Annotated in this window: 19 protein-coding genes; 7 read left to right on the top strand and 12 right to left on the bottom strand. The window is 66.3% G+C overall.

From position 1 onward, the window contains the following. Window positions 1-4 precede the first annotated feature (4 nt). Window positions 5-1,570 (bottom strand): POT-type proton-dependent oligopeptide transporter, encoded by a 1,566-nt coding sequence (locus AC3WTC_RS07505; RefSeq protein WP_492711235.1) that lies wholly within the window; start codon window positions 1,568-1,570, stop codon window positions 5-7. 162 nt (window positions 1,571-1,732) lie between these two features. Here AC3WTC_RS07505 and AC3WTC_RS07500 point away from each other — a divergent pair, with 162 nt between their 5' ends. After that, window positions 1,733-2,569, top strand: coding sequence for an endonuclease/exonuclease/phosphatase family protein (locus AC3WTC_RS07500; RefSeq protein ID WP_025876740.1), 837 nt, complete (start codon window positions 1,733-1,735; stop codon window positions 2,567-2,569). Window positions 2,570-2,682: 113 nt separating this feature from the next. On the opposite strand, the gene AC3WTC_RS07495 is transcribed toward AC3WTC_RS07500, so the two are convergent. Beyond that, window positions 2,683-3,294, bottom strand: a complete 612-nt coding sequence (locus tag AC3WTC_RS07495) for a superoxide dismutase (RefSeq protein WP_005410310.1) — start codon at window positions 3,292-3,294, stop codon at window positions 2,683-2,685. 220 nt (window positions 3,295-3,514) lie between these two features. Between AC3WTC_RS07495 and AC3WTC_RS07490 the strand changes: the two genes are divergently transcribed. After that, complete coding sequence (locus tag AC3WTC_RS07490) at window positions 3,515-3,967, top strand: guanyl-specific ribonuclease (protein ID WP_032978805.1); 453 nt, start codon at window positions 3,515-3,517, stop codon at window positions 3,965-3,967. Beyond that, on the top strand, window positions 3,964-4,377 hold the full coding sequence (locus AC3WTC_RS07485) for a barstar family protein (RefSeq protein ID WP_025876732.1): 414 nt from the start codon (window positions 3,964-3,966) through the stop codon (window positions 4,375-4,377). The genes AC3WTC_RS07490 and AC3WTC_RS07485 overlap by 4 nt, the downstream gene beginning before the upstream one ends. Before the next feature lie 122 nt (window positions 4,378-4,499). Here the strand turns inward: AC3WTC_RS07485 and AC3WTC_RS07480 are convergent, their stop codons facing one another. Together AC3WTC_RS07480 and AC3WTC_RS07475 are read right to left on the bottom strand one after the other, a co-directional pair. After that, window positions 4,500-6,254: a hypothetical protein gene (locus AC3WTC_RS07480; RefSeq protein ID WP_263929097.1), complete on the bottom strand. Its 1,755-nt coding sequence runs from the start codon at window positions 6,252-6,254 to the stop codon at window positions 4,500-4,502. A 10-nt stretch (window positions 6,255-6,264) separates the two neighbouring features. Further along, window positions 6,265-6,864 carry an NfuA family Fe-S biogenesis protein gene (locus tag AC3WTC_RS07475; RefSeq protein ID WP_049466593.1) on the bottom strand — a complete coding sequence of 200 codons (600 nt, stop codon included), beginning with the start codon at window positions 6,862-6,864 and terminating at the stop codon, window positions 6,265-6,267. A gap of 90 nt (window positions 6,865-6,954) precedes the next feature. Here AC3WTC_RS07475 and AC3WTC_RS07470 point away from each other — a divergent pair, with 90 nt between their 5' ends. The 3 genes from AC3WTC_RS07470 (at window position 6,955) to zupT (ending at window position 8,625) form a co-directional block, all read left to right on the top strand. Next, window positions 6,955-7,305: a 4a-hydroxytetrahydrobiopterin dehydratase gene (locus AC3WTC_RS07470; protein WP_025876725.1), complete on the top strand. Its 351-nt coding sequence runs from the start codon at window positions 6,955-6,957 to the stop codon at window positions 7,303-7,305. Then, window positions 7,302-7,718 (top strand): energy transducer TonB, encoded by a 417-nt coding sequence (locus AC3WTC_RS07465; protein ID WP_025876723.1) that lies wholly within the window; start codon window positions 7,302-7,304, stop codon window positions 7,716-7,718. Before AC3WTC_RS07470 ends, AC3WTC_RS07465 begins: the two co-directional genes overlap by 4 nt. Window positions 7,719-7,815: 97 nt before the next feature. Next, complete coding sequence (gene zupT, locus AC3WTC_RS07460; RefSeq protein WP_025876721.1) at window positions 7,816-8,625, top strand: zinc transporter ZupT; 810 nt, start codon at window positions 7,816-7,818, stop codon at window positions 8,623-8,625. A 476-nt stretch (window positions 8,626-9,101) separates the two neighbouring features. Here zupT and AC3WTC_RS07455 read toward each other — a convergent pair whose 3' ends face one another. Then, entirely contained in the window at window positions 9,102-10,076 is a 975-nt protein-coding gene (locus tag AC3WTC_RS07455) for an RluA family pseudouridine synthase (RefSeq protein WP_134832823.1), read from the bottom strand. Between the two features lie 406 nt (window positions 10,077-10,482). Between AC3WTC_RS07455 and AC3WTC_RS07450 the strand changes: the two genes are divergently transcribed. Next, window positions 10,483-13,716 (top strand): Rne/Rng family ribonuclease, encoded by a 3,234-nt coding sequence (locus AC3WTC_RS07450; RefSeq protein WP_492711234.1) that lies wholly within the window; start codon window positions 10,483-10,485, stop codon window positions 13,714-13,716. Between the two features lie 115 nt (window positions 13,717-13,831). Here the strand turns inward: AC3WTC_RS07450 and AC3WTC_RS07445 are convergent, their stop codons facing one another. The 7 genes from AC3WTC_RS07445 to AC3WTC_RS07415 form a co-directional block, all read right to left on the bottom strand. Continuing rightward, window positions 13,832-14,716, bottom strand: a complete 885-nt coding sequence (locus AC3WTC_RS07445; protein ID WP_492711233.1) for an endonuclease/exonuclease/phosphatase family protein — start codon at window positions 14,714-14,716, stop codon at window positions 13,832-13,834. 2 nt (window positions 14,717-14,718) lie between these two features. Continuing rightward, window positions 14,719-17,886 carry a discoidin domain-containing protein gene (locus tag AC3WTC_RS07440; protein ID WP_492711232.1) on the bottom strand — a complete coding sequence of 1,056 codons (3,168 nt, stop codon included), beginning with the start codon at window positions 17,884-17,886 and terminating at the stop codon, window positions 14,719-14,721. After that, window positions 17,883-18,719, bottom strand: coding sequence for a carbohydrate ABC transporter permease (locus AC3WTC_RS07435; protein ID WP_025876515.1), 837 nt, complete (start codon window positions 18,717-18,719; stop codon window positions 17,883-17,885). The genes AC3WTC_RS07440 and AC3WTC_RS07435 overlap by 4 nt, the downstream gene beginning before the upstream one ends. After that, complete coding sequence (locus AC3WTC_RS07430; protein ID WP_025876513.1) at window positions 18,716-19,597, bottom strand: carbohydrate ABC transporter permease; 882 nt, start codon at window positions 19,595-19,597, stop codon at window positions 18,716-18,718. Before AC3WTC_RS07430 ends, AC3WTC_RS07435 begins: the two co-directional genes overlap by 4 nt. Further along, the gene (locus AC3WTC_RS07425) at window positions 19,594-20,874 is read right to left on the bottom strand and encodes a sugar ABC transporter substrate-binding protein (RefSeq protein ID WP_282440417.1); all 1,281 of its coding nucleotides are present in this window, start codon (window positions 20,872-20,874) and stop codon (window positions 19,594-19,596) included. The genes AC3WTC_RS07430 and AC3WTC_RS07425 overlap by 4 nt, the downstream gene beginning before the upstream one ends. Window positions 20,875-20,938: 64 nt before the next feature. Next, complete coding sequence (locus tag AC3WTC_RS07420) at window positions 20,939-22,543, bottom strand: glucoamylase family protein (protein ID WP_025876509.1); 1,605 nt, start codon at window positions 22,541-22,543, stop codon at window positions 20,939-20,941. Window positions 22,544-22,787: 244 nt separating this feature from the next. Continuing rightward, window positions 22,788-25,844 (bottom strand): TonB-dependent receptor, encoded by a 3,057-nt coding sequence (locus AC3WTC_RS07415; protein ID WP_059064656.1) that lies wholly within the window; start codon window positions 25,842-25,844, stop codon window positions 22,788-22,790. Window positions 25,845-25,856: the final 12 nt, after the last annotated feature.

The following is a 25,856-nucleotide window of genomic DNA, read 5'->3' as shown; positions in this document are numbered from 1 at the left end:
AGGCTCAGGCGGTGCGGTAGTTGTCGACCATACGATAGCGTTTCGCATACCAACCGAAGGCCAACGCCGCGACGAAGGCGAAACCGGCGAAGAAGAACATCAGGAATGCCGCCTCGCTCAACCCGGTCCCCGCAATCTGGTGGGTCACCGTCTCGTTGCGTACGGCCGCATTGGACAGCAGCACCCACAGGTTGCCGATGGTGGTGGTCAGGTTCCAGAAGCTCATCACCACGCCCTTCATCGCCTGCGGGGCCTGGCTGTAGGCGAACTCCAGGCCGGTGGCCGAGACCAGCACCTCACCGAAGGTCAGCAGCGCGTACGGCAGCATCTGCCAGAAGATCGACATCGCATTGCCACCATCCATCACCACCTGGATGCCACCCACCACGATCCAGGCCAGGCCGCTGAAAGCGATGCCGGCGGTCATCCGGCGCAGCGCGGTGGGCTCGAAACCGAAGCGGCGCAGGGCCGGGTACAGCACCAGGTTGTTGAACGGAATCAGGATCATCACCAGCAGCGGGTTCAGCGCCTGCATCTGCGAGGCGGTGAACCAGCTCGGCATCTGCATCTGCTGGCCCTGCAGCACCCAGGTCGAGGCTTTCTGGTCGAACAGCGAGAAGAACGGCGTGGTCAGGGCGAAGATCACCAGCACGCGCAGCACCGAGCGCACGCCTTCCACGGCTTCGGCAGGATGCTGGCCGCGCGCGCGGTCCAGCTGCAGCCAGGTGCCACCACCGATGCCTGCCAGGATCGAGACCAGCGCCAGGCACAGGCAGATCACGATGCCGAGCGAGCCGACCAGGCCGAACGAGGCCACCGCCAGCACCAGGCCGAGCACGGCGATCACCAGGCCCGGACGGCCCTGGCCGGCCACCCGCGTGGTCAGCGCGGTGCGCACCACATTGGCGAACGAATGCGGGTCCTTGGGCGGCAACGGCACCAGCACGTAGCGCTTGCGGCCCAGCCAGAACACGAAGGTGGCGATGAACATCAGGATGCCCGGAATACCGAACGCCCACTGCGGGCCCCAGTTCTTCAGCACCAGCGGGATCAGCAGCGAGGCGAACAACGAGCCGAAATTGATGATCCAGTAGAAGGCGTCGAAGACGATCTTGGCCAGGTGCTTGTTGCTCTGGTCGAACTGGTCGCCCATGAACGAGGCCACCAGCGGCTTGATGCCACCGGCGCCCAGCGCGATCAGGCCCAGGCCGAGGAAGAAGCCGCCACGGCTGCCCTCGAACAGCGCAAGGCACAGATGGCCCATGCAGTAGACCAGGCTGAACCACAGGATGGTGTGGTACTTGCCGAAGAACTTGTCGGCCAGCCAGCCACCGAGCAGCGGGAAGAAATACACGCCGATCATGAAGCTGTGCATGATGTCCTTGGCTTCACCGGCACGGCCTTCGGCCGTGATTTCCTGCAGCAGCAGGGAGGTGATCAGGAACTGCACCAGGATGTTGCGCATCCCGTAGAAACTGAACCGCTCGCAGGCCTCATTGCCGATGATGTACGGGATCTGGCGCGGCATCTTTCCCTGGCCGGCGATGGGGGCGACTGCGTCGTGGCTCATCCTGTAAGGCATTCCTGCAAAACGAAAGGCGCAAGAGTACCGGAACCTGTGCGTGCGAAGCACGCTGCAGGGCTGCATGACAGGCGCGCCAAAGCATGGCAGGCATGTGCGGCCCTGCCGGAAGTCACGGAACCTGCACGGCAAAAGCGTAAACTTATCGTTATGCGCCCCCTCCCCTTTGCCCGCATCCTGTCCAGCTGCCTTGCCCTGATGCTGGCCGTGCCTGCATTGGCACGACCGCAGGCGCCGCCGGCCGCCGGCCTTGCCACGGAGGTGCGGCAATTGACCGTCGCCGCGCTGGAACTGCCCAGCCGTGATGAAGGGCAATGGAAGCAGCGCCGCGAACAGGTGCTGCAGCTGCTGACGGATCTGCAGCCGGATGTGATCTCGGTGCAGCAGGTCCTGCAGCAGCAAGGGCGCAACCCGGCCTGCTGGTTGGCCAGCCGGCTGCGCTACAGCTGCGATTTCGTCACCGCAGACCCGCCGAGCCAGCCGGTCCGGCATGGCAACGCGATGCTCAGCCGGCTGCCGGTCAGCGAAGACGGCGTCACCCTGCTGCATCCGCCGGGCACCTTCAGTGCCGCCGGCATGATGCGCCTGCGGCTGGGCGACAACGACGTCAACGTCTACGTCGCGCGCCTGCGGCCGGAGCCGGATGAGGCCACGGCCCGGCAGCATCAGACCAGCGACCTGATGACCTGGATCGGCGCCACGGCCGAGGGCATGCCGAGCCTGATCGCCGGGGACTTTTCCGCAAGCACCGTCGAGCTGGTGCGCAGCACGCCCGGCTTCCAGCCGGCCCGGCGCAATCCCGGCGCACCGGCGGCCAGCGGCGGCGGCGCCAGTGGCCATGGGCTGGATGTGCTGTTCCAGGTCAAGCATTTCGGCGGCATCCGCCAGCAGGCGATCATGCTGCCCGCCGATGGCGACCTGCCCGGCCTGCGCCTGGGCGTGATGGCGACGCTGCGGCTGCAGGACGTGGCTGCCACCACCGAATGAGAACCATGAGGTTGCCGGCCAGCGGCCGGCACTACCGATGCGCAAACAAAAAAGGCCGGGGTCTCCCCCGGCCTTCTGTTGAAGCCGCCGGGCATGGCCCGGCGCTACCGTTCTCAGGCAATCGCTTCCTGGTAACGGCGCTCGACTTCGTTCCAGTCGATGACGTTGAAGAACGCGCCGATGTATTCCGGACGACGGTTCTGGTACTTCAGGTAGTACGCGTGTTCCCACACGTCCAGGCCGAGGATGGGGGTGTTGCCTTCCATCAGCGGGCTGTCCTGGTTGCCGGTGCTCTCGACCACGACCTTCTTGTCCGGGGTCACGCTCAGCCATGCCCAGCCGCTGCCGAAACGGGTCAGCGCAGCCTTGGTGAAGGCGTCCTTGAACTTGTCGAAGCCGCCCAGGTCCTTGTCGATGGCCTTGGCCACGTCGCCCACCGGGTTGCCGCCAGCATTCGGAGCCATCACGGTCCAGAACAGCGAGTGGTTGGCATGGCCGCCACCGTTGTTGCGCACCGGACCCTGCAGGTTCTCGGGCAGCGACTTCAGCTTCTTCACCAGTTCTTCGACCGGCAGGTCAGCGTACTCGGTGCCTTCCAGCGCCGCGTTGACGTTGTTGATGTAGGTCTGGTGATGCTTGGTGTGATGGATTTCCATCGTCGCCGCATCGATATGCGGTTCCAGCGCGTCGTAGGCGTAGGACAGCTTGGGCAGGGTGTAGGCCATGATGCATCTCCTGATTGCGAGGGCACCCGACGGTGTCGGGCGTTGCGCGGTGAATGATGGGGACAGGCCGCCAGATTACCAAGGGGGATGTAAAGGAAATTGCGTCCTGCAGGTGAGCATGCCGGCAATTGTTACGCAGCGGTGACGCGGCGCGCGCCCTCATGCAGGGTGCAGCGCGCAGGCGCTACAGTGGGCGCACCACCCTCGCCTGCTCCTGCCCATGCGCAACCCCCGGCTGTTGATCACTGCCATCGTCCTGCTGCTGCTCGGCCTGGTCGTCAATCATTTCCTGCAGCGGCCGCCGCCGCCGCAGTTCGCGCCCGACCTGCAGGGCACTCCGGCGGCCAACGCACCGGCGCTGCGCAGCAACAGCGACAGCGGCCTGCCCGGCTTCCTTCCGGCCGAGGCCCGCCAGACCATCGCGCTGATCCAGCGCGGCGGCCCGTTCCCGCATCGGCAGGACGGCAGCACCTTCGGCAACCGCGAACAACAGCTGCCACAGCGCCCGCGTGGCTACTACCGCGAGTACACCGTCGACACGCCCGGTGCAGGCAACCGCGGCGCGCGGCGCATCGTCACCGGTGGCAACCCGCCCGATGCCTGGTACTACACCGATGATCACTACGAATCGTTCCGCAGCTTCACCGTACCGGCCTCCGGAGAACGCCCATGAGCCACGATGATTTCGGCCTCGGCCTGCATGACATCAACAATGCCGGCGTCTACGCGATCGACAGCTCCGATATCAGCGCGCTGTCGGCAGCGATGCGCGATGCCGACCTGAAGGTGATCCGGATCGACCTGGATGGCGTGGGCGACAAGCGCACCCTGCTGGCGCGGCTGGCCGCCCAGCTTGATTTCCCTGCCGGCTTCGGCGGCAACTGGGATGCCCTGTCTGACAACCTGCGCGACCTGCAATGGCTGCCGGCCCATGGCTATGCGCTGTTCCTGGCCGACGTCGATGCCCTGCGCGCCGGTGCAGGCAAGGAGTTCGACACGCTGCTGGACATCCTGGATGAAGCCAGCCGTGACTGGGTAGGCCGCGACGTCCCGTTCTGGGTGTTCCTGTCACAGAGCGAATGACCTGGTAGAGGCCGACCTTGGTCGGCATGCACGTGAAGCCCATGGATCATCCACGCATGGCGTGGATCTACCCGGCGCAGCTGGATGCACAGTAGATCCACGCCATGCGTGGATGCGGCACCCTACCGGCTGCCGTTATCTTCCTGCAGCTCTTTCTTGAACGGGATATCCGGCGGCGGACGCGCCACTGCGGGCTGGTCCTGCATGTTCGGATCGGTGAGGCCACAGCCGCCACCGGCCTGCAGGATCGAGATCACGCAGGAAATCTTCGTGCTGGTACCCGGCAACGGAATCTCCATTGCCTTGACGCCCTTGCGCACCCACTCGGCGAGCAGCGATTCCTGCGGCACCCAATACTTGTCGAACGAGGTAGGCGTGTAGTCGTACGGCGGCCGCTTCAGCCATTTGCCGGACTCGGCGATGCGCTCCTTGCTCCAGCCGTCGTTGGCCCCACCGGGTGCGCCACGCTCGGCCTTGCCAGCCCCGTCCTGGCCGGCCACGCGTACGCTGCCGTCAGCGTTGAACAGACCATCGCCCTTGCCCGCACTGGTTTGCGCGGCGCCTTGGTTGGCACCGTCGCGATTGCGGCTGGAGGCGCCCCAGTCGTCACCGCGGGCGGGCGTTGCCCAGTTGCCCGGGGCCGGTGCCGGACGGGCGCCCGCCTGTGCGGCGGCGGTACTGGTCGTCGCAGGGCGCGCCACGCTGGCGCTGTTCTGGGCCGAACTGCCGGCGGGTGCCGGCGTCGGCGTGGTCGCACTGCCTGCCGCAGTCGACGCGGCAGGTTGCGGAGCGGCAGCAACCTCCCGTTCGCGCACCTGCACCTCGCGCCCGGCAGGCGCACGCACCGTGGGCTCGCGCCCTGCAACGGTGGCCATGCGCACCTGCGGATCGGTCATCGCCTGCACTTCGCGCTCGCGCACCTGCACGTCGCGCTGCGGCACGCGTACCTGGATGTCGGTGGTGCGCATCGGCTGCGGCGCCACCGGCGCTTCAACCGTGCTGATTTCGCGCTCCTGCACCTGTACATCGCGCACGCGGGGAGCCTGCACTGCCACCTCGGGCGTGCGTACCGGCGTTGCTATCGGCGCAGCCTGTACCGGCTGCACGCTGCGCTCGCGCACGGTCGGAATGGTGTCGCGAGGCACGATGCTGACCTCGGTGCGCGGCAGTGCGACCGGCGGCACCACGAATTCGGCAGTCGCCTCTGCAACCTCGGTGGCCTGTACCGGTGAGGGCGGCGGTGCGGCCACCGGCGCCGGCTCCACCTCGGGCGGCGGCGGCACGCTGGCGGTCGGTGCCGTGGCAGCGGCAGTGGAAGACGGCGCAGGTGCAGACGGTTGCGGCCGGGGCGCTGTCGCCGCTCCGGCATCCTGGCCTGCGGCTACAGCACCGGCCTCCGCAGCGGCAGCCGCCTCGGCACCGGGCTGGTCGCCGCCGCCTTCCTGTGCAGCACGGCCGACGAATTCAATCTGCACGCGCTCACCCTCGCTGCCCTGCTCGTCCGGCGAAGACGTGCGGATCACCGCCACCCAGAGCAGCAGCAGGAAGAACAACAGATGCAGCAACGCGCTGAGCAGTGCCGAGGTCCAGCGCATCCAGCGCTGGTCACGCGGCGCCGGATCCCAGTCCTGCCAGAACAGGCGGCGCAGGGACGCCCATGGCCCCAGCCCCGGCAAGCGCCCCGGAGGCCCGGGCAGCGGCCGCGGCAGCAGCACTGCGATCACCTCGCGCGCGTGGAACGGACGCGGCAGCGGCGCCAGCGTCCGCAGCCAGATCGCCCAGCCGTACGGCAGGCCGGTGCTCTTCTCGAGGATGGGCGGTCGCTGCTGGCGCGCCAGCAGCAGGTCGATGAGTTGCTCGGCTCTGGGCAGAGGCACGCGTTGGCGATCAGGCGGCGTTGCCGCGCGGAATATACGGAGCGTGGCCGCTGTCGTGATCGGTAGCGTCACGCACCGCAGTCACCCCCGGCACACGGCCCATCAAGGTCTTCTCGATGCCCTGCTTGAGGGTGACGTCGGCCATGCCGCAGCCCTGGCAGCCACCGCCGAAGCGCAGCAGCACCACGCCGTCGGCCGAGACTTCCTGCACGGCGACCTTGCCGCCGTGCGACGCGAGCTGCGGATTGACTTCGTTTTCCACCACCCAATGCACGCGCTCGACCAGCGAGGCGGCATCGCCGGGCGCTTCGCCCTTGATCCGCGGCGCCTTGATCGTCAGCTGCTGGGTACCAGCGGTACCGGGCACGATGTCGATCTCCGCGCCATCGAGCCAGCCAACGCTGGTGGCGTCCACATAGAGGGTGAAGCCATCGCAGTCCACCGCCCACTCGTCGCCGAGCAGATCGGTCGGCTCGGCGAACTCCAGCCGGGCGTCGGCACGCGGGGTGCCAGGATCGACCGCACTCAAGCGCACGCCCATGCCGGGCACGCCCTCGCGTTCGATCAGCTTGCGGAAATGGGTCTGGGCAGTGTCGGAGATCTGGATCATCAGGCTATTCTAGCCAAGTAAGCGTCAGCCGCTCATTCGTTTTATACACCGGCCGGCGCATTGTTCAGTCAACACGAGGTGGAGGAACCCATGGCCGACCTGATTCCGCTGGCACAGGCCCGTTGCGTGCCGCGCAAAGGCAGCGACCACAAGCTGGGCGAGGCCCGGCTGGCCGAACTGCTGCCGCAGGTTCCCGGCTGGGAGCTGGCCGAGGCCGGCCAGGCGCTGGTGCGCACGTTCCGCTTCAAGGATTACTACGCCACCATGGCCTTCGTGAACGCGCTGGCCTGGATCGCCCACGGCGAGGACCATCACCCGGACCTCGGCGTCCACTACGACCGTGCCGTCGTCCGCTACTCCACCCACGACGTGGGCGGCCTGAGCGAGAACGACTTCATCTGCGCAGCGAAGACTTCGGCCCTGACGGAGCAACTGAAATGAACGTGCGATTGCTGAGCCTGTCCCTGCTTGCCGTGACCGGCCTGGCCGGCTGCGGCACCTCCGAACCGCCGGCAGCACCGGCTGCCGCACCCACCGAAGTGGCTGCGGTGAAAACCCCGCCGCCGCAATACCCGCTGGAACTGGCCTGCACCGGCGTCGGCGGCACCAGCACCTTCAAGGTGGTGATCGGCACCGACGGCAAACCCAGCGAGGTCACCCTGCTGACCGGCGCGGGCAACCCGCAGCTGGACGATCTGGCCAAGACCGCCGTGCAGGGCTGGCAGTTCAAGGCAGCCACCCGCAATGGCGAGGCCGTGCCGGCCACGATCCAGGTGCCGGTCAGCTTCAACCCGCCGCAGCCCAAGCCGGACCAGTGCTTCGCCATCGAAGAAAGCCTGCGCCGCGGCGGCTGATCGCCTGCCGGTGACGAGGCCAGCCGACGCCCGCCTCGCCTTTGCCGCCCCGGCCCGTGCCGGGGCGATTGCTTGATGACAAGGAACGCGTCGGTACATGCTGCAGATTCCCCCCGAAAACATCTGGATCGCCCTGGCGGTCACCCTCGCTGCGGGCCTTGCCACCGCCATCGGCAGCCTGCTGGTGCTGTTCTCGCGTCGCCCCAATCCGCGCCTGCTGGCCTTCGGCCTGGCCTTTGCCGGCGGCGCGATGGTGTACGTCTCGCTGTCGGAGATCCTCAACAAATCCATCGCCTCGTTCGCGCTGGCCTATGGTGAACGCACCGGCTTCACCTACGGCACCCTCGCCTTCCTGCTGGGCGTGGTGGTGATCGTGCTGATCGACCACTTCATTCCCAACCCGCATGACAGCCTGGACAAGCAGGACCCGGCCTTCCGCGAGAACAGCCGCGAATACCTGAAGCGGGTCGCCCTGCTGACGTCGGTGGCGATCACCGCGCACAACTTCCCGGAGGGGCTGGCAACGTTCTTCGCGACGCTGGAGAGCCCGTCGGTGGGCATGCCGCTGGCCTTCGCCATCGCCATCCACAACATTCCCGAGGGCATCGCCATTGCGGTGCCGGTTTACTTCGCCACGCAGAACAAGTTCTATGCGTTCGCCGCCAGCCTGCTGTCAGGCCTGGCCGAGCCTGTGGGCGCGGCAATCGGCTATGTACTGCTTTCCGGCTCGCTGTCCCACGCCACGTTCGGCTGGGTGTTCGGCCTGATTGCCGGTGTGATGGTGTTCCTGGCGCTGGACGAGCTGCTGCCGGCGGCCAAGCGCTACGCCAAGGGCCACGAAACCGTGTATGGCCTGGTGGCCGGCATGGGTACGCTGGCGATCAGCCTGGTGCTGTTCAAGTGGTGAGGGATTTCCGGCCAACGGGCTGAGCCCCCTCGCGGCTGGCACCCGAACCTTTCTGAATGGTCCCGGGCGGGGTCAGTTCGCGGGGGACGCCGTTAATCCGTCCCTGGAGGCTTGGCCGCGGCATCCATGCCGCGGACACCCCCGCGAACTGACCCCGCCCGTGCCCCTCATTTTTCCGTGCGTGCCAGCCGCGCGATGAAAGGATTAAAAGCGAAGCCCGCGCTGCGCGCGTGAGTCGAGCGTTGCTCGACTCTGCTTTTCTTTTGATGTTCCGTGGCTGGCACGCGCGCGATCTGTCTGGCGCTGGGCGGGGTGCGCTTGCGGGGGCATCCGCGCCATGGATGGCGCGGCTGAGCCTACAAGGACGTACTTGCGGCATCCCCCGCAAACGCACCCCGCCCAGCGCTCCCCGGCATTCGATCACAGTGCCAGCCGCGAGGGGGCTGCGCCCGTTGGCCGGTCAGTCCCCGCAGGGGCTACTTCAGCCTGTCCAGCGCCTCGACCAGCTCATCGGCCAGCGGCGCGTTCAGCACATACGGGCTCTTGCCGTCGTCCAGCGCGAACTCCAGCGACGCGGCATGCAGGAACAGGCGCTTCAGCCCGATCTGCTCACGAAGCCGCTTGTTGACCGCAGGATCGCCGTATTTGTCGTCACCGGCTACCGGATGCCCCAGATGCTGGGCGTGCACGCGGATCTGGTGGGTGCGGCCGGTTTCGATGCGCACCTCGCAATAGGAATGGCCGCCCTTGCGCTCCAGCACCCGGAAATGGCTGATGGATTCCTTGCCGATCGCGTTGACCTGCACATGACGCTCGCCGCCCTGGCGCAGGCCCACGTGCAACGGCGCGTCGACCGTCATCACCCCGTCCGGCATGCGCCCGGCCAACAGGGTCAGGTAGCGCTTGCGGATACCGGCGCCGTGGTCTTCACGCAGCAGTGCCTGCAGCTCGCTCAGTGCCGAACGCTTCTTGGCCACGATCAACAGGCCCGAGGTGTCACGGTCCAGCCGGTGGACCAGTTCGAGGGTCTGCCCGGGGCGCAGAGCGCGCAGGGTCTCGATGGCGCCGAAGCTGATGCCACTGCCACCATGGCTGGCGACGCCCGTCGGCTTGTTCAGCGCCAGCAGCCGGGCATCTTCGAAGACGATGGCCTGCTCCAGCCGACGCATGAACGCCTCGGGCGGACCCGCCTTGTCTCCCTCTTCGCTGAGACGAACCGGCGGTATCCGCACTTCGTCGCCGGCCTCCAGCTTGCGCTCGGCCTTGGCGCGGCCGCCATTGACGCGCACCTGGCCGCTGCGGACCAGCTTGTAGACCAGGCTGCGCGGGGCACCCTTGAGCTGGCCGAGCAGGAAATTGTCCAGGCGCTGGCCGGCGCGGTCGGCCGGAACGGTGATCATGCGCACGGAAGGCTTGTCGCCGGCCGGCTTGGTGGGGTCTTGTGCAGTCATCAGCCTGTTTATTCTGTTACACTCGGGGGGCGAGATAAGGGATTGATTTCGTTGGAAGTTACTCAGGGCCAGAAGCCCCGCTTCCGACGAATCCGGCACAGTGCGCGACCACCGCCCGCGGGGCGGCCATGTTAGCGGCTCACCGGCGTTCCCGGCCATCGCCGATTGCCTGACACGCAGTCGCGCTGAACATGTCCCGTGCGGCGCTCCAGCCTGGCTGACAGCTGCCTCCGGCCCTGCAACACCCAAAACCAGAAAATTGAAGCGCTCCCGCGGCCTGCCGTGGTGTCGTAGCGCTGGAAACCCAAGTCGCCCTCCCCGCGCTTGCGCGAATGGGCGGCGAGCCGTGTCCAGAGGCGAAACTCCATGGCGTTCCGCGCGGTAGCCGCTTGCGAGGAACGCAACAATGAAGCGAATGCTGATCAACGCCACGCAGGCTGAAGAGCTGCGTGTTGCCATCGTGGATGGCCAGTCGTTGTATGACATCGACATCGAGCAGCCGTCCAAGGAACAGAAGAAGTCCAACATCTACAAGGGCCGGATCTTCCGCATCGAGCCCTCGCTGGAAGCGGCCTTCGTTGAATACGGTGGTGGCCGCCATGGCTTCCTGCCGCTGAAGGAAATTTCCCGCGATTACTTCCAGGCCGGTGTCGACCACAACAAGGCCGGCATCCGCGAGCTGCTGAGGGAAGGCCAGGAAATCGTCGTCCAGGTGGACAAGGAAGAACGTGGCAACAAGGGCGCCGCCCTGACCACGTTCATCTCCTTGGCCGGCCGTTACATGGTGCTGATGCCCAATTCCCCCAGTGCCGGCGGTGTTTCCCGTCGCATCGAGGGTGAAGACCGGGCGGCCCTGAAGGACGCTCTGGACAAGCTGAACATCCCCGACGAAATGGGCGTCATCATCCGTACCGCCGGCGTCGGCCGCGATGCGGAAGAGCTGCAGTGGGATCTGGATTACCTGCTGAACGTCTGGCGCGCCATCGCCGAAGCCGCCCTGAGCAAGCCGGCCCCGTTCCTGATCTACCAGGAATCGCGCCTGATCGTGCGCGCCCTGCGTGACTACCTGCGTGCTGACATCGGCGAGATCCTGGTGGACACCGAGGAAATGTACGAGCACGCCAAGGAGTTCATGCAGCAGGTGATGCCGCAGACCCTGCGCAAGCTCAAGCATTACAAGGACGACATCCCGCTGTTCAACCGCTTCCAGATCGAATCGCAGATCGAAGGCGCCTACGAGCGCAACGTGCGCCTGCCGTCGGGTGGCTCGATCGTGGTCGACCAGACCGAAGCGCTGACTGCCGTCGACGTCAACTCCTCGCGCGCCACCAAGGGCAGCGACATCGAGGACACCGCGTTCCAGACCAACCTGGAAGCGGCCGAAGAAGTGGCCCGCCAGCTGCGCCTGCGCGACCTCGGCGGCCTGGTGGTGATCGACTTCATCGACATGGCCTCCAACAAGCACCAGCGTGAGGTCGAGAACCGCCTGGCCAACGCGCTGAAGTACGACCGTGCACGCGTGCAGGTCGGCCGCATCTCGCGCTTCGGCCTGCTGGAAATGAGCCGCCAGCGCCTGCGCCCGAGCCTGGGCGAATCCAGCCAGATCGTCTGCCCGCGTTGCGACGGCCATGGCCGCATGCGCAGCGTCGAGTCGCTGTCGCTGTCGATCATCCGCGTCGCCGAAGAGCATGCGATGAAGGAGAACACCGGGCAGGTGCTGGTACAGGCCCCGGTGGAGATCGCCAATTACCTGCTCAATGAAAAGCGCGGCGCGCTGGGCGAAATCGAGAAGCGCCACGAGGCGCCGATCGTGATCGTTGCCGACGAACAGCTGCACACCCCGCATTACACCGTCACCCGCCTGCGCGACAACGAACTGGGCGAGGAAAGCGGCAAGCCGAGCTACCAGCGCGGCACCCCGCGCAAGCTGCCGGTGCACGCACTGACCAAGGGCCAGCTGAACATCCCGCCGCCGATGGTGACCCAGGTCAAGCACAACTCCCCCGCCCCGGTGCGGGAGGAAGTGGAACCGACCGCTGCGCCTGCACCCGCACCGGTGGCCGCAGTGGCTCCCGCTGCCGCCGCCAGCGGTGGCGTGGTTGGTTGGCTGAAGCGCATCTTTGGCGGCGAGCCCGCTCCCGCTCCTGCGCCGGCACCGGCCGCGCGCCAGCAGCAGGATGGCGGTCGCCGTGACCGCAACAAGGATCGCAACAAGGACCGCAAGGACCGTCGCGAGGACAGCCGTGGCAACGGCGGCAATGGCAATGCGCAGCAGCAGAAGGACGGCGGCAACCGCAAGGACCGCGGTGAGCAGCGCAAGGATGGCCGCAACGGCGGCAGCCAGGCCAATGGCAATAATGGCCAGCAGCAGCCGCAGCAGCAGGGCAAGCCGAAGGATGCCCAGCAGCCGCAGCAGCAGAACAAGCCGCGCAACGAACAGGGCCAGGGGCAGCAGCAGCCGAAGCTGAAGCAGCCGAGGCAGCCGCGCCCGCAGGACGGTGACAAGCCGGCCGAGAAGTCGCAGCGTGCCGCTGCCGAAGCCCCGGCCGATGTCGTGACCGCTGCTGCTGCCGTGGCTACCACGACTGCGGTTGCGGCCACGGTTGCGGTGCAGGAAGAAAAGGCACTGGCACCGGCCGTCGCCACTGAAAACGTGGTCGACACTGTCGCGGCCGTGGACACCGCCGCAACGACCGATGCCGAGGTCGTGGTTGCGACCGGGGCTGCCGAGGATGCTGCGGCCGATGCCGCAGGCGATCAGACCGGCGAAGGCGCAACCCGCCGCCGCCGTGGCCGTCGCGGTGGTCGTCGTCGTCGTCGTGGTGGCGCCGAGAACGCTGCAGGTAGTGACGTACTGGGTGATGACCTGGACGACGGCGATGATGCCGAAGGCGAGGACAACGACGGCGATTCGGTCGAGCAGACCGCCCCGGCTTCGGTCGGCGCACCGGCAGCCGCCGTGCAGCCGTCGCGTTCGCAGCCGGAATTTGATTTCGATGACGAAGTCGAGCCGGCCGCCGCTGATGCCGGCAAGCCGGCACGTGCACCGGTTGCAGTGGCCGCCGCGGTTGCGCCGGTCGCTGCCGTAAGCAGTGCCGTGGTCGAGGCAGCCGCTCCAGTGTCCGCCGCAGTGCAGACTCCGGCTCCGCTGGAAGCAGTTGCCAAGGTCGAACCGGCCTCGTCGCCGGTGCAGACCAGCATGCTGGATGCCATCGATGCAGCGACGCCGGTGCAGCCCGCGCCTGAAGCGGCTCCGGTGATCGAGGCGAAGCCGCCGGTGGTCGAGACCGCTGCTGCGATCGAAGCCGCTCCGGTCGCTGAACCGACCGCGGTGGTCGAAGCCGCACCGGTGGCCGAGCCGAAGCAGGTGGTGGCCGATGTTGCGCCGGTGGTTGAAGCTGCTCCGGCAGTCAAACCGAAGGCCGAGGTTGAAGTCGCCCCGGTCGCCGAGCAGCCCGCAGCCCCGGTGGCTGTCGAAGCCGCACCGGTGGACGCCGCTGCGCCGGTCGCCGATGCGATCGTGCCGGCGCAGGTCGACCCGATCGCCGATGGCCATTCCGACGCTGCCGCACAGGCCGCCGACGCGCAGGCGTCGGAAGAAGACGAAGACGCCGGCAAGCGCACGCCGCCGGTCGCCTGATCGATCCTTGATCGGCAACAACGAAACGGCGGGGATCGATGATCCCCGCCGTTTCTGTTTGTGGCGTATCAGATGCCGTAGCGAACGCCTGCCGCGTCGCCACGCGATGCCGTTATCAGGGCTTCGGCGCGAACTGCAGCCGGGTCCACACCCCGTAGTGATCGGAGGCCCAGCGGCCGCCGTCATCAGGCTGGTCGAACAGGATCTTCGCTTCGCGCGCGACCATCTCGTCCTGCTGGAAGAAGATGTGGTCGATCCGCGACGGCGCCTGGTAGTAATGGCGGTTGAGCGTGCTCACACCCGCCAGGTCGGTGTTGACGTGCACGCTGCCGTAGCTGTCGCCGTAGTGGCTGCGCAGTTCGCTCAGATCGCCGGCATCGACCAGGGCGTTGAAGTCGCCGGCAATCACCACCGGTGCCCCCGCAGAACTGCCGGCGATGAAACGCAGCAGATCCTCGACCTGGCTGCGGCGGATGCTCTGGCCGGCGTCGTCACTGCGCTCGTTGAGATGGGTGGCATAGACATTGACCGGCCTGCCCTCCACGTCGATGCGCAGATGGGCCACGGTGCGGTAGTCATCCAGCGGCAGCAGCAGGTGCTCGCCATGCGCCAGGATCGGGCGCCGGGTCAGCAGCGCATTGCCATAACGCTTGGGTGCACCCACCGGATCGGTGGACACGAATACGTACCGGTAGCCGAGCTGGCTGGCCAGCCACTGCGCCTGGTTGCGCACGTTGCGCTTCTGGATCACCTCCTGCAGCGCGATGGCATCGGGCTGCAGGCGCTTGAGCTCGGCCACGATCGTGCGACGACGGCTGGGCCAGTCCTCGCGGTCGTGGTGCAGGTTGAATGTGACCATGCTCATGCCGGGTTCGCCGACCGCTGTGGCCGCGTCAGCCGCGCTGGCCGGCTCAGCGGCTGGCGCCAGCCCGGGCAGGGCCAGCGCGATCGCCAGCCCCAGCGCGCACAAACCGCGACCGATTCCGAGCGGACCTCGCATGCTTACTTTTCCTTGCGTTCGGCGCGGCGCACCGCGCTGGGCACATCGATCTCGACCCGTGCCGGCAACTGGTGCACATGCAGCTCGTTGTTGACCCATTCCGCCGCCTCGCCATTGACCGTCGCCTGGCCCGGCTCGCCTGCATACGGCCATGGCAGCACCACGCCACCGGCCGGTGGCACCAACCCGGGCTGCACTTCCAGCACCAGCTGCTTGTCGCTGCGCTGCAGGCGATAGTTGAGCTGCCCCTGCGGCGTGCGCAGACCCTGCACGGCAATGCCCTCGCCCTGCAGCCACGCCACCGGAATACCGGCGGCCAGCACCAGCGCCTCATCCGCATCGCGGTTGTAGCCGAACATGTCCAGTGCCGAACGGACGAAGTCCGAGGCCACCCAGGCATGCGGCAGGTCACCCACGAAGAACGGCTTGCGGGGCGTGCGCGAGACGACCTCGGCCCACTGGTTCCAGGCCTGCGGCGCACGATCCTTGAAGAAGAACTCGGTGGCCTGCCAGGCACGATCGCGCCATCCCAGGCGCACGAACGCGGCGACGTTGCGCCATTCGTACGGCGTGTAGTCCTTCCATTCGCGCTTGCCATCGCGGCGTGCGACGAATTCGTTCCAGTAACGCTGGAAGGTCGCGTCCAGCGCCTCCTGCGGCAACCGCCCCTGCTCGCCGCCGGGCGCCAACGCGATCGTGGTGGAGGTGGCGTCGAAGTCACCCAGCTCGGCCGAGCCCGGCAGGTAATCAATGCGGTGCTGCTGCATGGCCGCCAGCAGCGAGGCCTGCAGGTCATCACGGAACTGATCGCGCGACTCGCTGATCTGCATCGCCTCGACCTTGCCCAGCTGCGCCGCCAGTTGCGCGGCGTCCTTGTAACCACGCAGCGCCCAGAAGTTGTCCCAGTACGAATGCATCGGCTTGGCCGAATAGCCCTCGTGGCTGATCGAGGCCGGCATCATCCCGTAGAAGGCAGGATTGCGCGCGCGGTTCTCCTCGGTGCGCTCGCTGCCCCGCAGTTGCTCCATGTAGCTGTAGGCGCCCAGCACATGCGGCCACATCTGCTCGAGGAAGGCCGTGTCGCCGGTATAGCGGCCGTACTCGGCGATGTTGTAGATCAGTTCGCCGTGGCTGTCGTTCTCCGGCACCGGGTCGCTGCCACGCGCATCGACGCAGCACGGCACCTTGCCGTTTTCAAACTGATAGGGCGCATACCAGGTCACGTAGTCACGCACGGCATCGCTGCGCCCCATCCGCAGCAGGCCTTCGGAGATCATCGCGCCATCGCGGATCCAGCTGCGTGCATAGGAGCGCGTACCAGGCTGCAGGCGCGGGCCGACCCGCGAGATCAGCATGTGCGCCACCGCGGTGCGCAGGGTTTCCACCAGCGGTTGGCCGGCGGCGGGCACCTGCAGGGTCACCACGCCCAGCTTGTCGCGCCACATCGTCGCCACCTGCTGCTGTGCCTTGGCCACGTCCAGCGCCTGCGGCGCCCAGCTGCCGGTCTGCGGCATCACGATCGCCACCTCGCGGCTCTGCCCGGGTTCGAGCTTGATCGTGTACAACAGTGCGCCGGACGCCATGCCGGTCGGGTCCTTCACCGCAGTAGTGCCGGGCAGCTTGCCGCTGGCCAGGTGCACCGCATCCAGTTTGCCGTCGAAGCTGCTGGCAAAGCGCGCATCCGGTACCTGCAGGGGATACAGCCGCGGTTCGCCATTGATGCGCACCAGCTGCTCGCCCACGTCCAGGCTGTCGATGCGGCTGAAGCCGCCCACGGTGTTGAGGAACTGGGTGGGTGGATTGACCTGCCACGGGCGGATCGCCAGGGCCAGGGTGTATTCGTGCGCGACCTTGTCCGGATTGCTCAAGCGGTAGCGCCCGATCAGCTGCGCGCGTTCGGGCGTGCCCTGCACGAAGCTTGTCACCGACAGGCCGGCCTTCTCGTGCACCCAGTCGACCGTGGCGATCGGCAGGTAACGATCCTGCAGTGACTGGCTGATGGCAACGTTCGACCAGTCAAGCAGCTTGCCGTCGAGGCGGATGAACGGCTCGATGCTGAAGCTGCCCTTGGCCGGCTCCAGCGCACCGTCCTCGCTGATCAACGCCTGTTCCTGGCCACCGTCCAGGCCAAGCAGCGTCCAGTACGGCTGCTCGCCAACGTAGGCGCGCGGCAACGCGCCACGCGGCAGGTCGGCCGCCACCGAGGACAGGAAGGCATTGGGAGTCGCGGCGAACGCCAGCGGCTTCAGGGTGATGTCACGGATGCCGTAGCGCCAGTTCGGCCCGCCCTGCAGGTCGAAACGCACGTAGCGCGCATCGGTGTCGGGCAGTGCCAGCCAGTCCCGGCCTCCGGCACCTGCGGTCACTTCGCGCACGGTACGCCAGTCACGGCCATCCTCGGAGGTACGCACGGTGTAGCGGTTCGCTTCCAGGTCGGGCAGCCAGTCGATTACCGCACCGCCGATCTCGCGGCTCTTGTGCAGGTCCAGGCTGATGGTCTGCTGCTTGACCCCACCGCTGATCCAGAAGGTATCGGACTTGCCGTCGATCATCCGGTCCTGCAGCGCGGTTGCGGTATCGGCGATCACCGAGGGCCGCAGCGCCGAATCATCCTGCGCGGGCAGCCCCTGCAGGGTCAGCTTGTCGAAGCACACGGTACCGCGGCCGCCGACCTTGCTGTAGATCGTGAATTCCATCGACGCGCTGCGCGCCATGTCCTTCTCTGGCGATGGCCCCCAGGCCTTGTCGATCTGCCGGCGGCGGTACTCCACCGGCGTCCACGCCTTGGGGAAGGCGTAGCCGGGACGGTTGACCCACCACACGTTGTCGCCGCTGGCGTCGATCAGCTTGAACTGCAGGTCATTGGACGGCGAATCACCGCGCAGCTGGAAGCCGAAACGATAGTTGGCCGGGTACTCGATGTTCAGTGGACGACGGATGCCGACGTAACCGGAGACCTCATGGAAGTCGTAATCCAGGCACAGCGCGCGGCCACCGCCAGCGCCACTGACCGGCCGCAGCGAGCCGCTGACCTGATCGGACAACACCAGCTTCCAGGCGCTGATGTCGTCGAAATCATCCAGCACCTTCGGCGCGGGCAGCGCCGGTGGTGCGGCGATCGCCAGGGAAGACCACAACAGGCCCAGTCCAACGGCGATCGCACGCATCATCCCTTCACACTCCCCAGCAACAATCCTTGGATGTAGTACCGCTGCAGCACCAGGAACAGCGCCAGCACCGGAACCACGGTGACCACTGCGCCGGCCATCATCATTTCCACGTCCATGATGTGTTCGCGCGAGAGGGTGGCCAGGGCCACCGGCAAAGTGTAGTGCTCCTGGTCGGTCAACACGATCAAGGGCCACATGAAATCGTTCCAGGCGCCCATGAAGGTGAAGATCGCCAGCGTCACCAGCACCGGCTTGAGCATCGGCAGCACGATCTGGAAGAAGATCCGCAGTTCCCCTGCCCCGTCGATGCGTGCCGCTTCCAGCAGCTCATCGGGAATCGAGCGGGCGTACTGGCGCACCAGGAAGATGCCGAACACGCTGGCCAGCGCCGGCACGATCACGCCGCCGAAACTGTTGACCAGGCCCAGCTGCTTCATCAACAGGAACAGCGGCAGCATCGCCACCTGTGCCGGGATCACCAGCGCCGCCATCAGCACCTGGAACAGCCGCTCACGACCGGCGAACTGCAGCTTGGCGAAGGCGTAGCCGGCCATCGTGTTGAGCAGCAGCGAACCGAGGGTGATCGCCAGCGACACCAGCAGGCTGTTGGCGAAGTTGCCGCCCATGCCGGTGCGCGCGAACAGCTCGGTGTAATTGTGCGTGGTGATGCTGGACGGCAGCAGCGGTGGCGGGAAATGGGTGGCCTCGCCCTGCGGCATGAACGACACCGACAGCATCCACAGCAACGGTGCCAGGCTGACCAGGGCCAGCACCAGCAGCGCGCCATTGATCATCCACGGGTGCCAGCGTGACTGGCCGATTTCACGACTCATACCAACTGCCTCTTGCGGCCAAAGCGCAGCATCACGGTGGTCACCGCCAGGATGATCAGGAACAGCAGGAACGCCACAGCCGAGGCGCGTCCCAGGTTCCACCACTTGAAGCCTTCCTCGAACATGAAATACAGCACGCTGACGGTGCTCTGCAGTGGGTCGCCGCGGGTCATCACATAGGGTTCGGCGAACAGCTGGAAGTACCCGGATACGGTGATCACCCCGACCACCAGCAGCACCGGGCCGAGCATCGGCAGGGTGATGTGCAGGAACTGCTTCCAGCGCGAGGCACCGTCGATGCGCGCGGCCTCGTAGAGGTCATGCGGGATCGCCTGCAGGCCGGCCAGGAAGATCACCATGTTGTAGCCGAAGTTCTTCCACACCGCGAACAGCATGATGGTCGGCATCGCCCAGTTGGGATCGCCCAGCCAGTCGATCGGGCTGATGCCAAGATGGCCCAGACCGTAGTTCACCAGGCCATAGCTGGTGTGGAACAGGTAGCGCCAGATCACCGCCACCGCCACCAGCGTGGTCACCACCGGGGCGAACAGCGCGGTGCGGAACAGCGCCTTGAAGCGCGCGGCCGGGGCATTGAGCAGCATCGCCGCGCCCAGCGATACGCCGATCGACAACGGCACGCCGATCACCACGAAATAGGTGGTGTTCCACAGCGACTTCCAGAACATCGGGGTCTGCAGCAGGTCGATGTAGTTGCCAAGACCCACGAAGCGCAGGTTGCTGCTGTCGGCCAGCGCATACAGGTCGAAGTCGGTCACGCTCAGCGCCAGCGCCGAGGCCACCGGCAGGCCGAAGAACACGCCGAGCACGATCAGCGAGGGGCCGGCGAAGATCCAGCCGGCAAGCGAAGTACGTTTCATTGCGGGCTCCCGGCCGCGACTGCACTGGTCGAACCCGAGGGGGGTGCGCTGCGCTGCAGGCGTTGTTGTTCATGCATCCAGCGACGCTTGGCCAGCACCTTGTCCACGCGCTGGTCCAGTTCGGCCACGGCCTTGTCCTGCGGCAGGCCGCCACGCACCACCTGTTCGGTGACGATGCGCATTTCCTGCACGATGCGCTCCCATTCGAGCACCTTCGGGGTCGGCTTGACCCGCTCCAGCTGGTCTCGGAAGGCGGCGGCAAGTGGATCGTTGGCCAGCGACGGCGCATTCCAGGTGCTTCGACGCGGCGGCAGGTCGCCGATGATCGCGTGGAAGCGCGCCTGGATTGCCGGCCGCGACAGGAATTCGATCAGCTTCCAGGACGCTTCCTTCTGCTGCGACTTGCGGAAGATCACCAGGCTGGTACCACCGGCGATGCCCGCGCCCGGACCGTCCGGACCCGGCAGCGCGGCCGTGCCCCACTGCCCTTCCAGTTCCTTCGGCTGCAGCTTCTTGAACTCGCGGATGTTCCAGGGGCCGGAAATGTAGAACACGTTGAAGCCGCGGAAGAATTCATCCCAGACGTTGGAGATCTGCGTCTCGGACATCTTCGGCGCCCAGCCCTGCTCGAACATGTTGGCGTAGAACCCCAGCGTGCGGCGGAAGCCGGGGCTGGAGAAATTGCCACGGGTGTCGTCGTCGCGCAGCAGCGGATCGGGCTGCTGCAGGGCCAGCGACAGCTGCTGCTCGAACTCGTTGATCGGCATCAGCACCGCATAGCGGTTCGGGCCCTGCATGCGCTTGATCGCGGCCATCTGCTCGTCCCATTCCGCCCAGGTGCGCGGCGGATGGTCGAAGCCGGCCTTGGCCAGCAGGTCCTTGCGGTAATAGATCAGGCGGGTGTCGACGTACCACGGCACCCCGACCAGCTCGTTGTGGATCACGTTGGTATCCCAGATGCCCTGGAAGTAGTCCTTCGGATCGACAACGGTGGAATGCTGCACGAACGGCTGCAACGGCGTGAGCGCGTTGAGCTCGGCGAACTCGGGCACCCAGGTGTTGCCCAGCTGGCACACATCGGGCAGGCCGTCGGCGGCAAATGCGGTCAGCAGCTTTTCGTGCGCGGCGGTCCAGGGGATGTTCTGCACATCGACCTTGATGCCAGGGTTTTCCGCTTCGAATTCGTGGATCAGCTCGCTGACCACTTCGGCCTCGCGGCCCATCGCCCAGAAGCGCACGGTAGTGGTGCCCTGCTCCTGGCGGGCACAGCCGGCCATGACCAGCGCGGCCAGTGCAGGCAATGCCCAGCGTCGCAGGCGGTGTTTCCAGTCGTGCACCTTGTTACTTCCCCTGGCCGGTGTTGCGGTTGGCATTGTTTTTCTGTTCCTGCGCGGCGGCCGCACGTGATTCGGCGATACCGACCGCACGCGCTGCGGCGGCCTTCTCATCCTTCTGCAGCTCCAGCGGCTGGAAGGAGCCTTCCGGCGCCAGCCAGCCTCCACTGAAGCCCGCCCGTTCCAGACCCTTGCGGATGTACGGGTTCTTCTTCATCACGTCCCAGACGAAGTCGTTGCGGTAGTTGGCGATCATGGTCAGGATCGGGCCCTGGTCGATGGCGATGTAGTCGCTGGCGACCCAGCCACGATCGGGTACCACCCGCCCTGTCTTGATCGGGATGTCGTAGCTGAAGCTGGGATTGAACGAATCCAGGAAGCCATAGCTGGAGTAGATGTAGTCGCCGTAGCGCTTGTGCATCTCCAGCGTGGCCGGAATCACTTCCTCGGGCGCGAACACGACCGACGAGATCGCGGCGGTCGGCGCGATCGTACCGTCATCGAAATTCTCGCGCAGGCCTGCGCCGCGCGACGAGTAATGGCGGAACTGGCGCTGCTCGCCCCGGTATTCCTGGGTGGTGTTCTGCGGACCATCGCTGGCGGTCAGGCCCCAGACGTTCTCGCCATATTCCTTCCAGTTCATCGGATTGGCGATGGCGTACTCACGCTGGGCCAGCGCCGCCGAACGGCTGTTGAGGAAGTAGGTGCTGCCACGCTCGCGCATGTACGCATCCTGGATATCGCGGAAGTCGATCCAGACGTGGCTGTACTGGTGGCCGAACAGCGGACCGAAGGACAGGTATTCCTGGCCCTGGTAGACGCCCCAGTCGTTGTCGTAGGTGCGCGTCCACACCGTCCACGCATCCGGGCTGACCGGGTGGCTGGGCGAGCCCAGGGCGAGGATGTAGACCATCATCGCCTCGTTGTAGCCCATCCAGTCATGGTCGATGAAGCCGTTCTCGGGGAACCAGCCCATCGAGATCAGCGGCGCACGCTGCTGCAGCCACGGCCAGTCGACCTGCTTGTACAGGGTGTCGGCGATCTGCCGGATTTCCTTCTCGCGCGGATCGTCGCCGTCGTAGTACGACTGGGCGAACAGCACGCCCATCATCAGCAGCGCGGTATCCACCGAGGACAGTTCCACCCAGCTGTCGTAGCGGCGCCCTTCCTGCATGTCCAGGAAGTGGTAATAGAAGCCCTTGTAGCCGGCCTTGCCGGTGCGCTGCGGGCCCATCGGCACGTCGCGGAAGAACTTCAGGGTGGTCAGGGTACGGTCGATCGCCTGGTTGCGGCTGACCCAGCCGTTCTCGATGCCGATCGGATAAGCGGTCAGGGCGAAGCCGACCGAGGCGATGCTGGCGAACGGCCGCGACGGATAGCGGTCCGGGGTCAGGCCGTTGATCTCGTTGGTGGTATCCCAGAAGAACTGGAAGGTGCGGCGCTCGATGTCATCGAAAAGCGGCGGCAGCTCCGGCTTCATCGGCCGCGGCGGTGCGTCGGCCTCGATCAGGATCACCGGCGGGCGCGGCTTGGCAGGCTCCTGCTGGGCCGGTTTGCAGGCGGCGATGGCCAGGGTCATCGCAGCGGCGGTCATCAGGTGGCGTGCCTGCATGGCGCGGTTCCTCCGGTGGGCTGATCGATGAAAGAGCATAACGTCCAATGACCTGAAATCGTTTACAAAGTGCGGTCTTAAAAAACCACGAAAACGTGGTTGATGACACCGCGGTCATTGCCCACGCCATTGCCCCCTGCCCGGCAATGGCGTGGGCAATGGACCGGCCCGGAGGCCGGCCATTGCCGTTGAAACCGGAGCCATCGGCGAACCGATGGCTCCGTACTGCATCAACTTCCCGCGATCAGAAGCGGAAGCCCACTTCGGCCTTGACCTGACGCGGAGTACCGATGATGTCGCCGGTCTCGTTGTAGCTGGCCTGCAGCTTGCCGTTGGTCTTGACGTAGTTGTAGGTGGAGAAGTTGTCGAAGTTGAACACGTTGATGATGTCGATACGCGCGTACAGCTCGGTATCGCCCGCCAGCTTGAACGTCTTCGTCGCCTGCAGGTCGACCGAACGGTAGCCGAAGATCTTGCCACCCACCAGGAACTTGCCATTGGCGTTGGGCACAGCCGCCTGCGGCGTCGGCAGGTTGTAGCCACTGGCCTGCGGCACCGGGTACCAGTCATTGACGGCGGTCGGGGTGGCCAGGGTGATCTTGCCACCGAAGGTGATGCCCCAGAAGCCCGCGTACGAACCGGTGACCACCAGGCGGTGGCGCGGCGCGCCGTTGGAACGGATGGTCGGGTAATCCTCGATCAGGCCGCGGTCGAAGGCGTACTTCTCGTTGATGTCGCGGTTGTGGCGCGCGGTCGTCCAGGTGTAGGCGATCGAGGTACCCCAGCCGCTTTCCTGGGTGAACGGCTTCTGCGCCGACAGCAGGATCTGGGTCGCACGGGTCTTGATGCCCTGCTGGCCGATGATCAGGCTGCCGAAGCCCGGCACGTTGCAGCTCCAGGCCTGGCTCAGGCCCGGCTCGGTGCCACCGCACAGGCGCGGGTCATCGAAGAACTGGCCGGTCGGGTAACGGTTGCCCAGGGTGAAGGCGAAGCCGTCGTAGCTCAGGGTACGGGCGATGGTGGCGTCGGTCAGCCAGTCACCGATCTGGTTGCTCATGCCCAGGCTGAACTGATCGGAGTACGGAGCCTTCAGCTTGTTGTTCAGCAGATCCACTTCCAGGCCGGCATTGCTGGTCGCACCGACCAGGCTCTGCAGGTTGCCGATGCCGTTGAGCAGGTTCGGGTTCCAGTCATAGCAGGCGGCCTGGCCGTTGATGCAGGTGCCGGTGGCCGGGTTGCGGAAGTAGATGGTCGGCTGCGGCAGGGCCAGCTTGGTGGTTTCCAGCTGCAGGTTGTCGAACAGATCGCGGTCGTACGAACGGCCGGCACCACCGTGGATCACGTGCTGCTCGTCGGCGTTGATGTCATACGAGAAGCCCAGGCGCGGCTGCCAGGCATCCTTGAATGCCTTGCGGTTGTGGCCGTTGCTGATGTAGTCGCTGATGTCCAGGCCGCCCAGCGCCAGCGAATCGGCGTAGGTCTGGCCGGCGGCAGCACGCGGATCCTGCGAATAGATCGCGTCGACCACGGCCTGCGGGGTGACGAAGTCCAGGTAGGACGGGGTCTTTTCGTAGTCCCAGCGCAGGCCAAGGTTGATCTGCAGGTGGTCGTTGACCTGCCAGTCGTCCTGGATGAACACGCCGTACTGCTTGGACTTCGAACGCACTTCACCGGACACGCCGTCCACGCCGGTCACCGGCTTGACGAACTGCGCCTTGTACGGGATGGAATCGGGGAAGTCCGGATCGCCCAGGCTGTAGGTGAAGGTCGGGTTGATCTGCGCCGCATCGGAGGCGTACAGGTCGATCGCCTTGTACTTCACGCCCATCTTGATGGTGTGGTCGCCGGCCCACTGGATGCCGTCCAGGGTCAGGTTGTCTTCGATCGACCAGCCCTTCTGGCCCTTCACCTGCGAATCCAGTGCCGATGCGCCACCGATCTTCACCACGGTGCGGTCTTCGGTGCCGTCCGGTGCGGTGTAGGTGATGCCGTTGGCCAGGGTCAGCGGGGTCGGGTTGTTGAACGAATCTTCATGGGTGACCATCATTTCGTTGTAGTAACGCTCGCCGCTGTGGTTCCAGCGCAGGGCGTAACGACGGTCGGTGTTGACCACTTCACGACCGGCTTCCGGCGAGGTCTGGCCACTGAACTGCGACTGGGTTTCGTCGCGGTCCTGGAAGGTCAGCTCGATGCGATCGTTGTCGGTCGGCTCGAAGTCGATCTTGCCGAAGATCAGATCCTGCTGGAACGGCTGGCTGGCCGGGCCCAGGCCGGCGGCGCCTGCGGGCGGCAGCAGGCCGGCAGCACCGGTGACCGCGCCGTCCGGCGCGATGGTGACCGGCAGGTCGAAGCGCTTGGCTTCGTAGGTCACGAAGAAGTGGGCCTTGTCCTGGATGATCGGGCCGCCCAGGGCGAAGCCGTATTCCTTCTCGGCCGAGACCATCTTGTCCTTGCCGCCCTGGCGCTCGGCCGGGGTCTTGGCGCGCATGTCCTCGTCGGTGTAGCGGTAGAACGCCTCGCCCTTGAATTCATTGGTACCGGACTTGGTGGCAGCGGTCACTGCGGCGCTCGACACCTGGCCGTACTCGGCCTTGTAGTTGCCGCTGATGACCTTGTATTCGCCGATGGCCAGCTGCGGGAACGGGTTGCCGGCGCTGCCGGACTGGCCGGCCACGCCGCCGCCCTTGACGTAGCTCTTCTGGCCCACGCCGTCGATGTAGACGTTGGTACCGTCGGAATTGGTGGCACCGCCGCGCAGCGAGGTGTTGCCCTTGGCATCACGGGTGAAGATCAGGCCCGGCACCGCGTCGGCGAACTCCAGGAAGTTGCGCGACACCTGCGGGGTGGTCTGGATCTGCTGCAGGCTGACGGTCTTGCCGACTTCGGAGGTACGCACTTCCTGCAGCAGGGTCGGCGCGACGACGTTGACGGTGTCCAGGTTGGTGGCGGCGGTCGAGCCGGTACCACCGGCAGCCGCCTCGCTGAAGTTCAGCGTCGCGGTCGAGGCGACGGTGACGGTGACCTTCTGGGTCTGGCCGTTGGCGACCACGTTGTAGGTGCCCGGATCCAGGCCCATCAGCGAGTAGCTGCCGTCGGCACGCACGGTGCCGCGACGGACGGTGCCGGTGGCGACGTTGGTGGCGGTGACTTCGGCACCGGCCTGGGCGCCGGACACCTGGCCGCGCAGGCTGGCGTTGGCCGACTGCGCCATGACGTTCGGGGCGGCGGCCAGCATCAGGCAGCTGACCAGTGCGGTGCTCAGCAGCCGGCGCGCCGGCGTGCGGATAGTGGAATGCATCATCAACTCAATCTC

Source organism: Stenotrophomonas sp. FW305-C-20-S1, assembly GCF_058783335.1.
Note: the sequence above shows the minus strand (reverse complement) of the source record. Positions and strands in the feature narration are given on the sequence as shown.

Bases quoted from the DNA above. Each gene is read 5' to 3' on its own strand.
- AC3WTC_RS07505 (WP_492711235.1), bottom strand. From the start codon at position 1,570: ATGAGCCACGACGCAGTCGCCCCCATCGCCGGCCAGGGAAAGATGCCG.
- AC3WTC_RS07500 (WP_025876740.1), top strand. From the start codon at position 1,733: ATGCGCCCCCTCCCCTTTGCCCGCATCCTGTCCAGCTGCCTTGCCCTG.
- AC3WTC_RS07495 (WP_005410310.1), bottom strand. From the start codon at position 3,294: ATGGCCTACACCCTGCCCAAGCTGTCCTACGCCTACGACGCGCTGGAA.
- AC3WTC_RS07490 (WP_032978805.1), top strand. From the start codon at position 3,515: ATGCGCAACCCCCGGCTGTTGATCACTGCCATCGTCCTGCTGCTGCTC.
- AC3WTC_RS07485 (WP_025876732.1), top strand. From the start codon at position 3,964: ATGAGCCACGATGATTTCGGCCTCGGCCTGCATGACATCAACAATGCC.
- AC3WTC_RS07475 (WP_049466593.1), bottom strand. From the start codon at position 6,864: ATGATCCAGATCTCCGACACTGCCCAGACCCATTTCCGCAAGCTGATC.
- AC3WTC_RS07470 (WP_025876725.1), top strand. From the start codon at position 6,955: ATGGCCGACCTGATTCCGCTGGCACAGGCCCGTTGCGTGCCGCGCAAA.
- AC3WTC_RS07465 (WP_025876723.1), top strand. From the start codon at position 7,302: ATGAACGTGCGATTGCTGAGCCTGTCCCTGCTTGCCGTGACCGGCCTG.
- zupT (WP_025876721.1), top strand. From the start codon at position 7,816: ATGCTGCAGATTCCCCCCGAAAACATCTGGATCGCCCTGGCGGTCACC.
- AC3WTC_RS07455 (WP_134832823.1), bottom strand. From the start codon at position 10,076: ATGACTGCACAAGACCCCACCAAGCCGGCCGGCGACAAGCCTTCCGTG.
- AC3WTC_RS07450 (WP_492711234.1), top strand. From the start codon at position 10,483: ATGAAGCGAATGCTGATCAACGCCACGCAGGCTGAAGAGCTGCGTGTT.
- AC3WTC_RS07445 (WP_492711233.1), bottom strand. From the start codon at position 14,716: ATGCGAGGTCCGCTCGGAATCGGTCGCGGTTTGTGCGCGCTGGGGCTG.
- AC3WTC_RS07440 (WP_492711232.1), bottom strand. From the start codon at position 17,886: ATGATGCGTGCGATCGCCGTTGGACTGGGCCTGTTGTGGTCTTCCCTG.
- AC3WTC_RS07435 (WP_025876515.1), bottom strand. From the start codon at position 18,719: ATGAGTCGTGAAATCGGCCAGTCACGCTGGCACCCGTGGATGATCAAT.
- AC3WTC_RS07430 (WP_025876513.1), bottom strand. From the start codon at position 19,597: ATGAAACGTACTTCGCTTGCCGGCTGGATCTTCGCCGGCCCCTCGCTG.
- AC3WTC_RS07425 (WP_282440417.1), bottom strand. From the start codon at position 20,874: ATGGCCGGCTGTGCCCGCCAGGAGCAGGGCACCACTACCGTGCGCTTC.
- AC3WTC_RS07420 (WP_025876509.1), bottom strand. From the start codon at position 22,543: ATGCAGGCACGCCACCTGATGACCGCCGCTGCGATGACCCTGGCCATC.
- AC3WTC_RS07415 (WP_059064656.1), bottom strand. From the start codon at position 25,844: ATGATGCATTCCACTATCCGCACGCCGGCGCGCCGGCTGCTGAGCACC.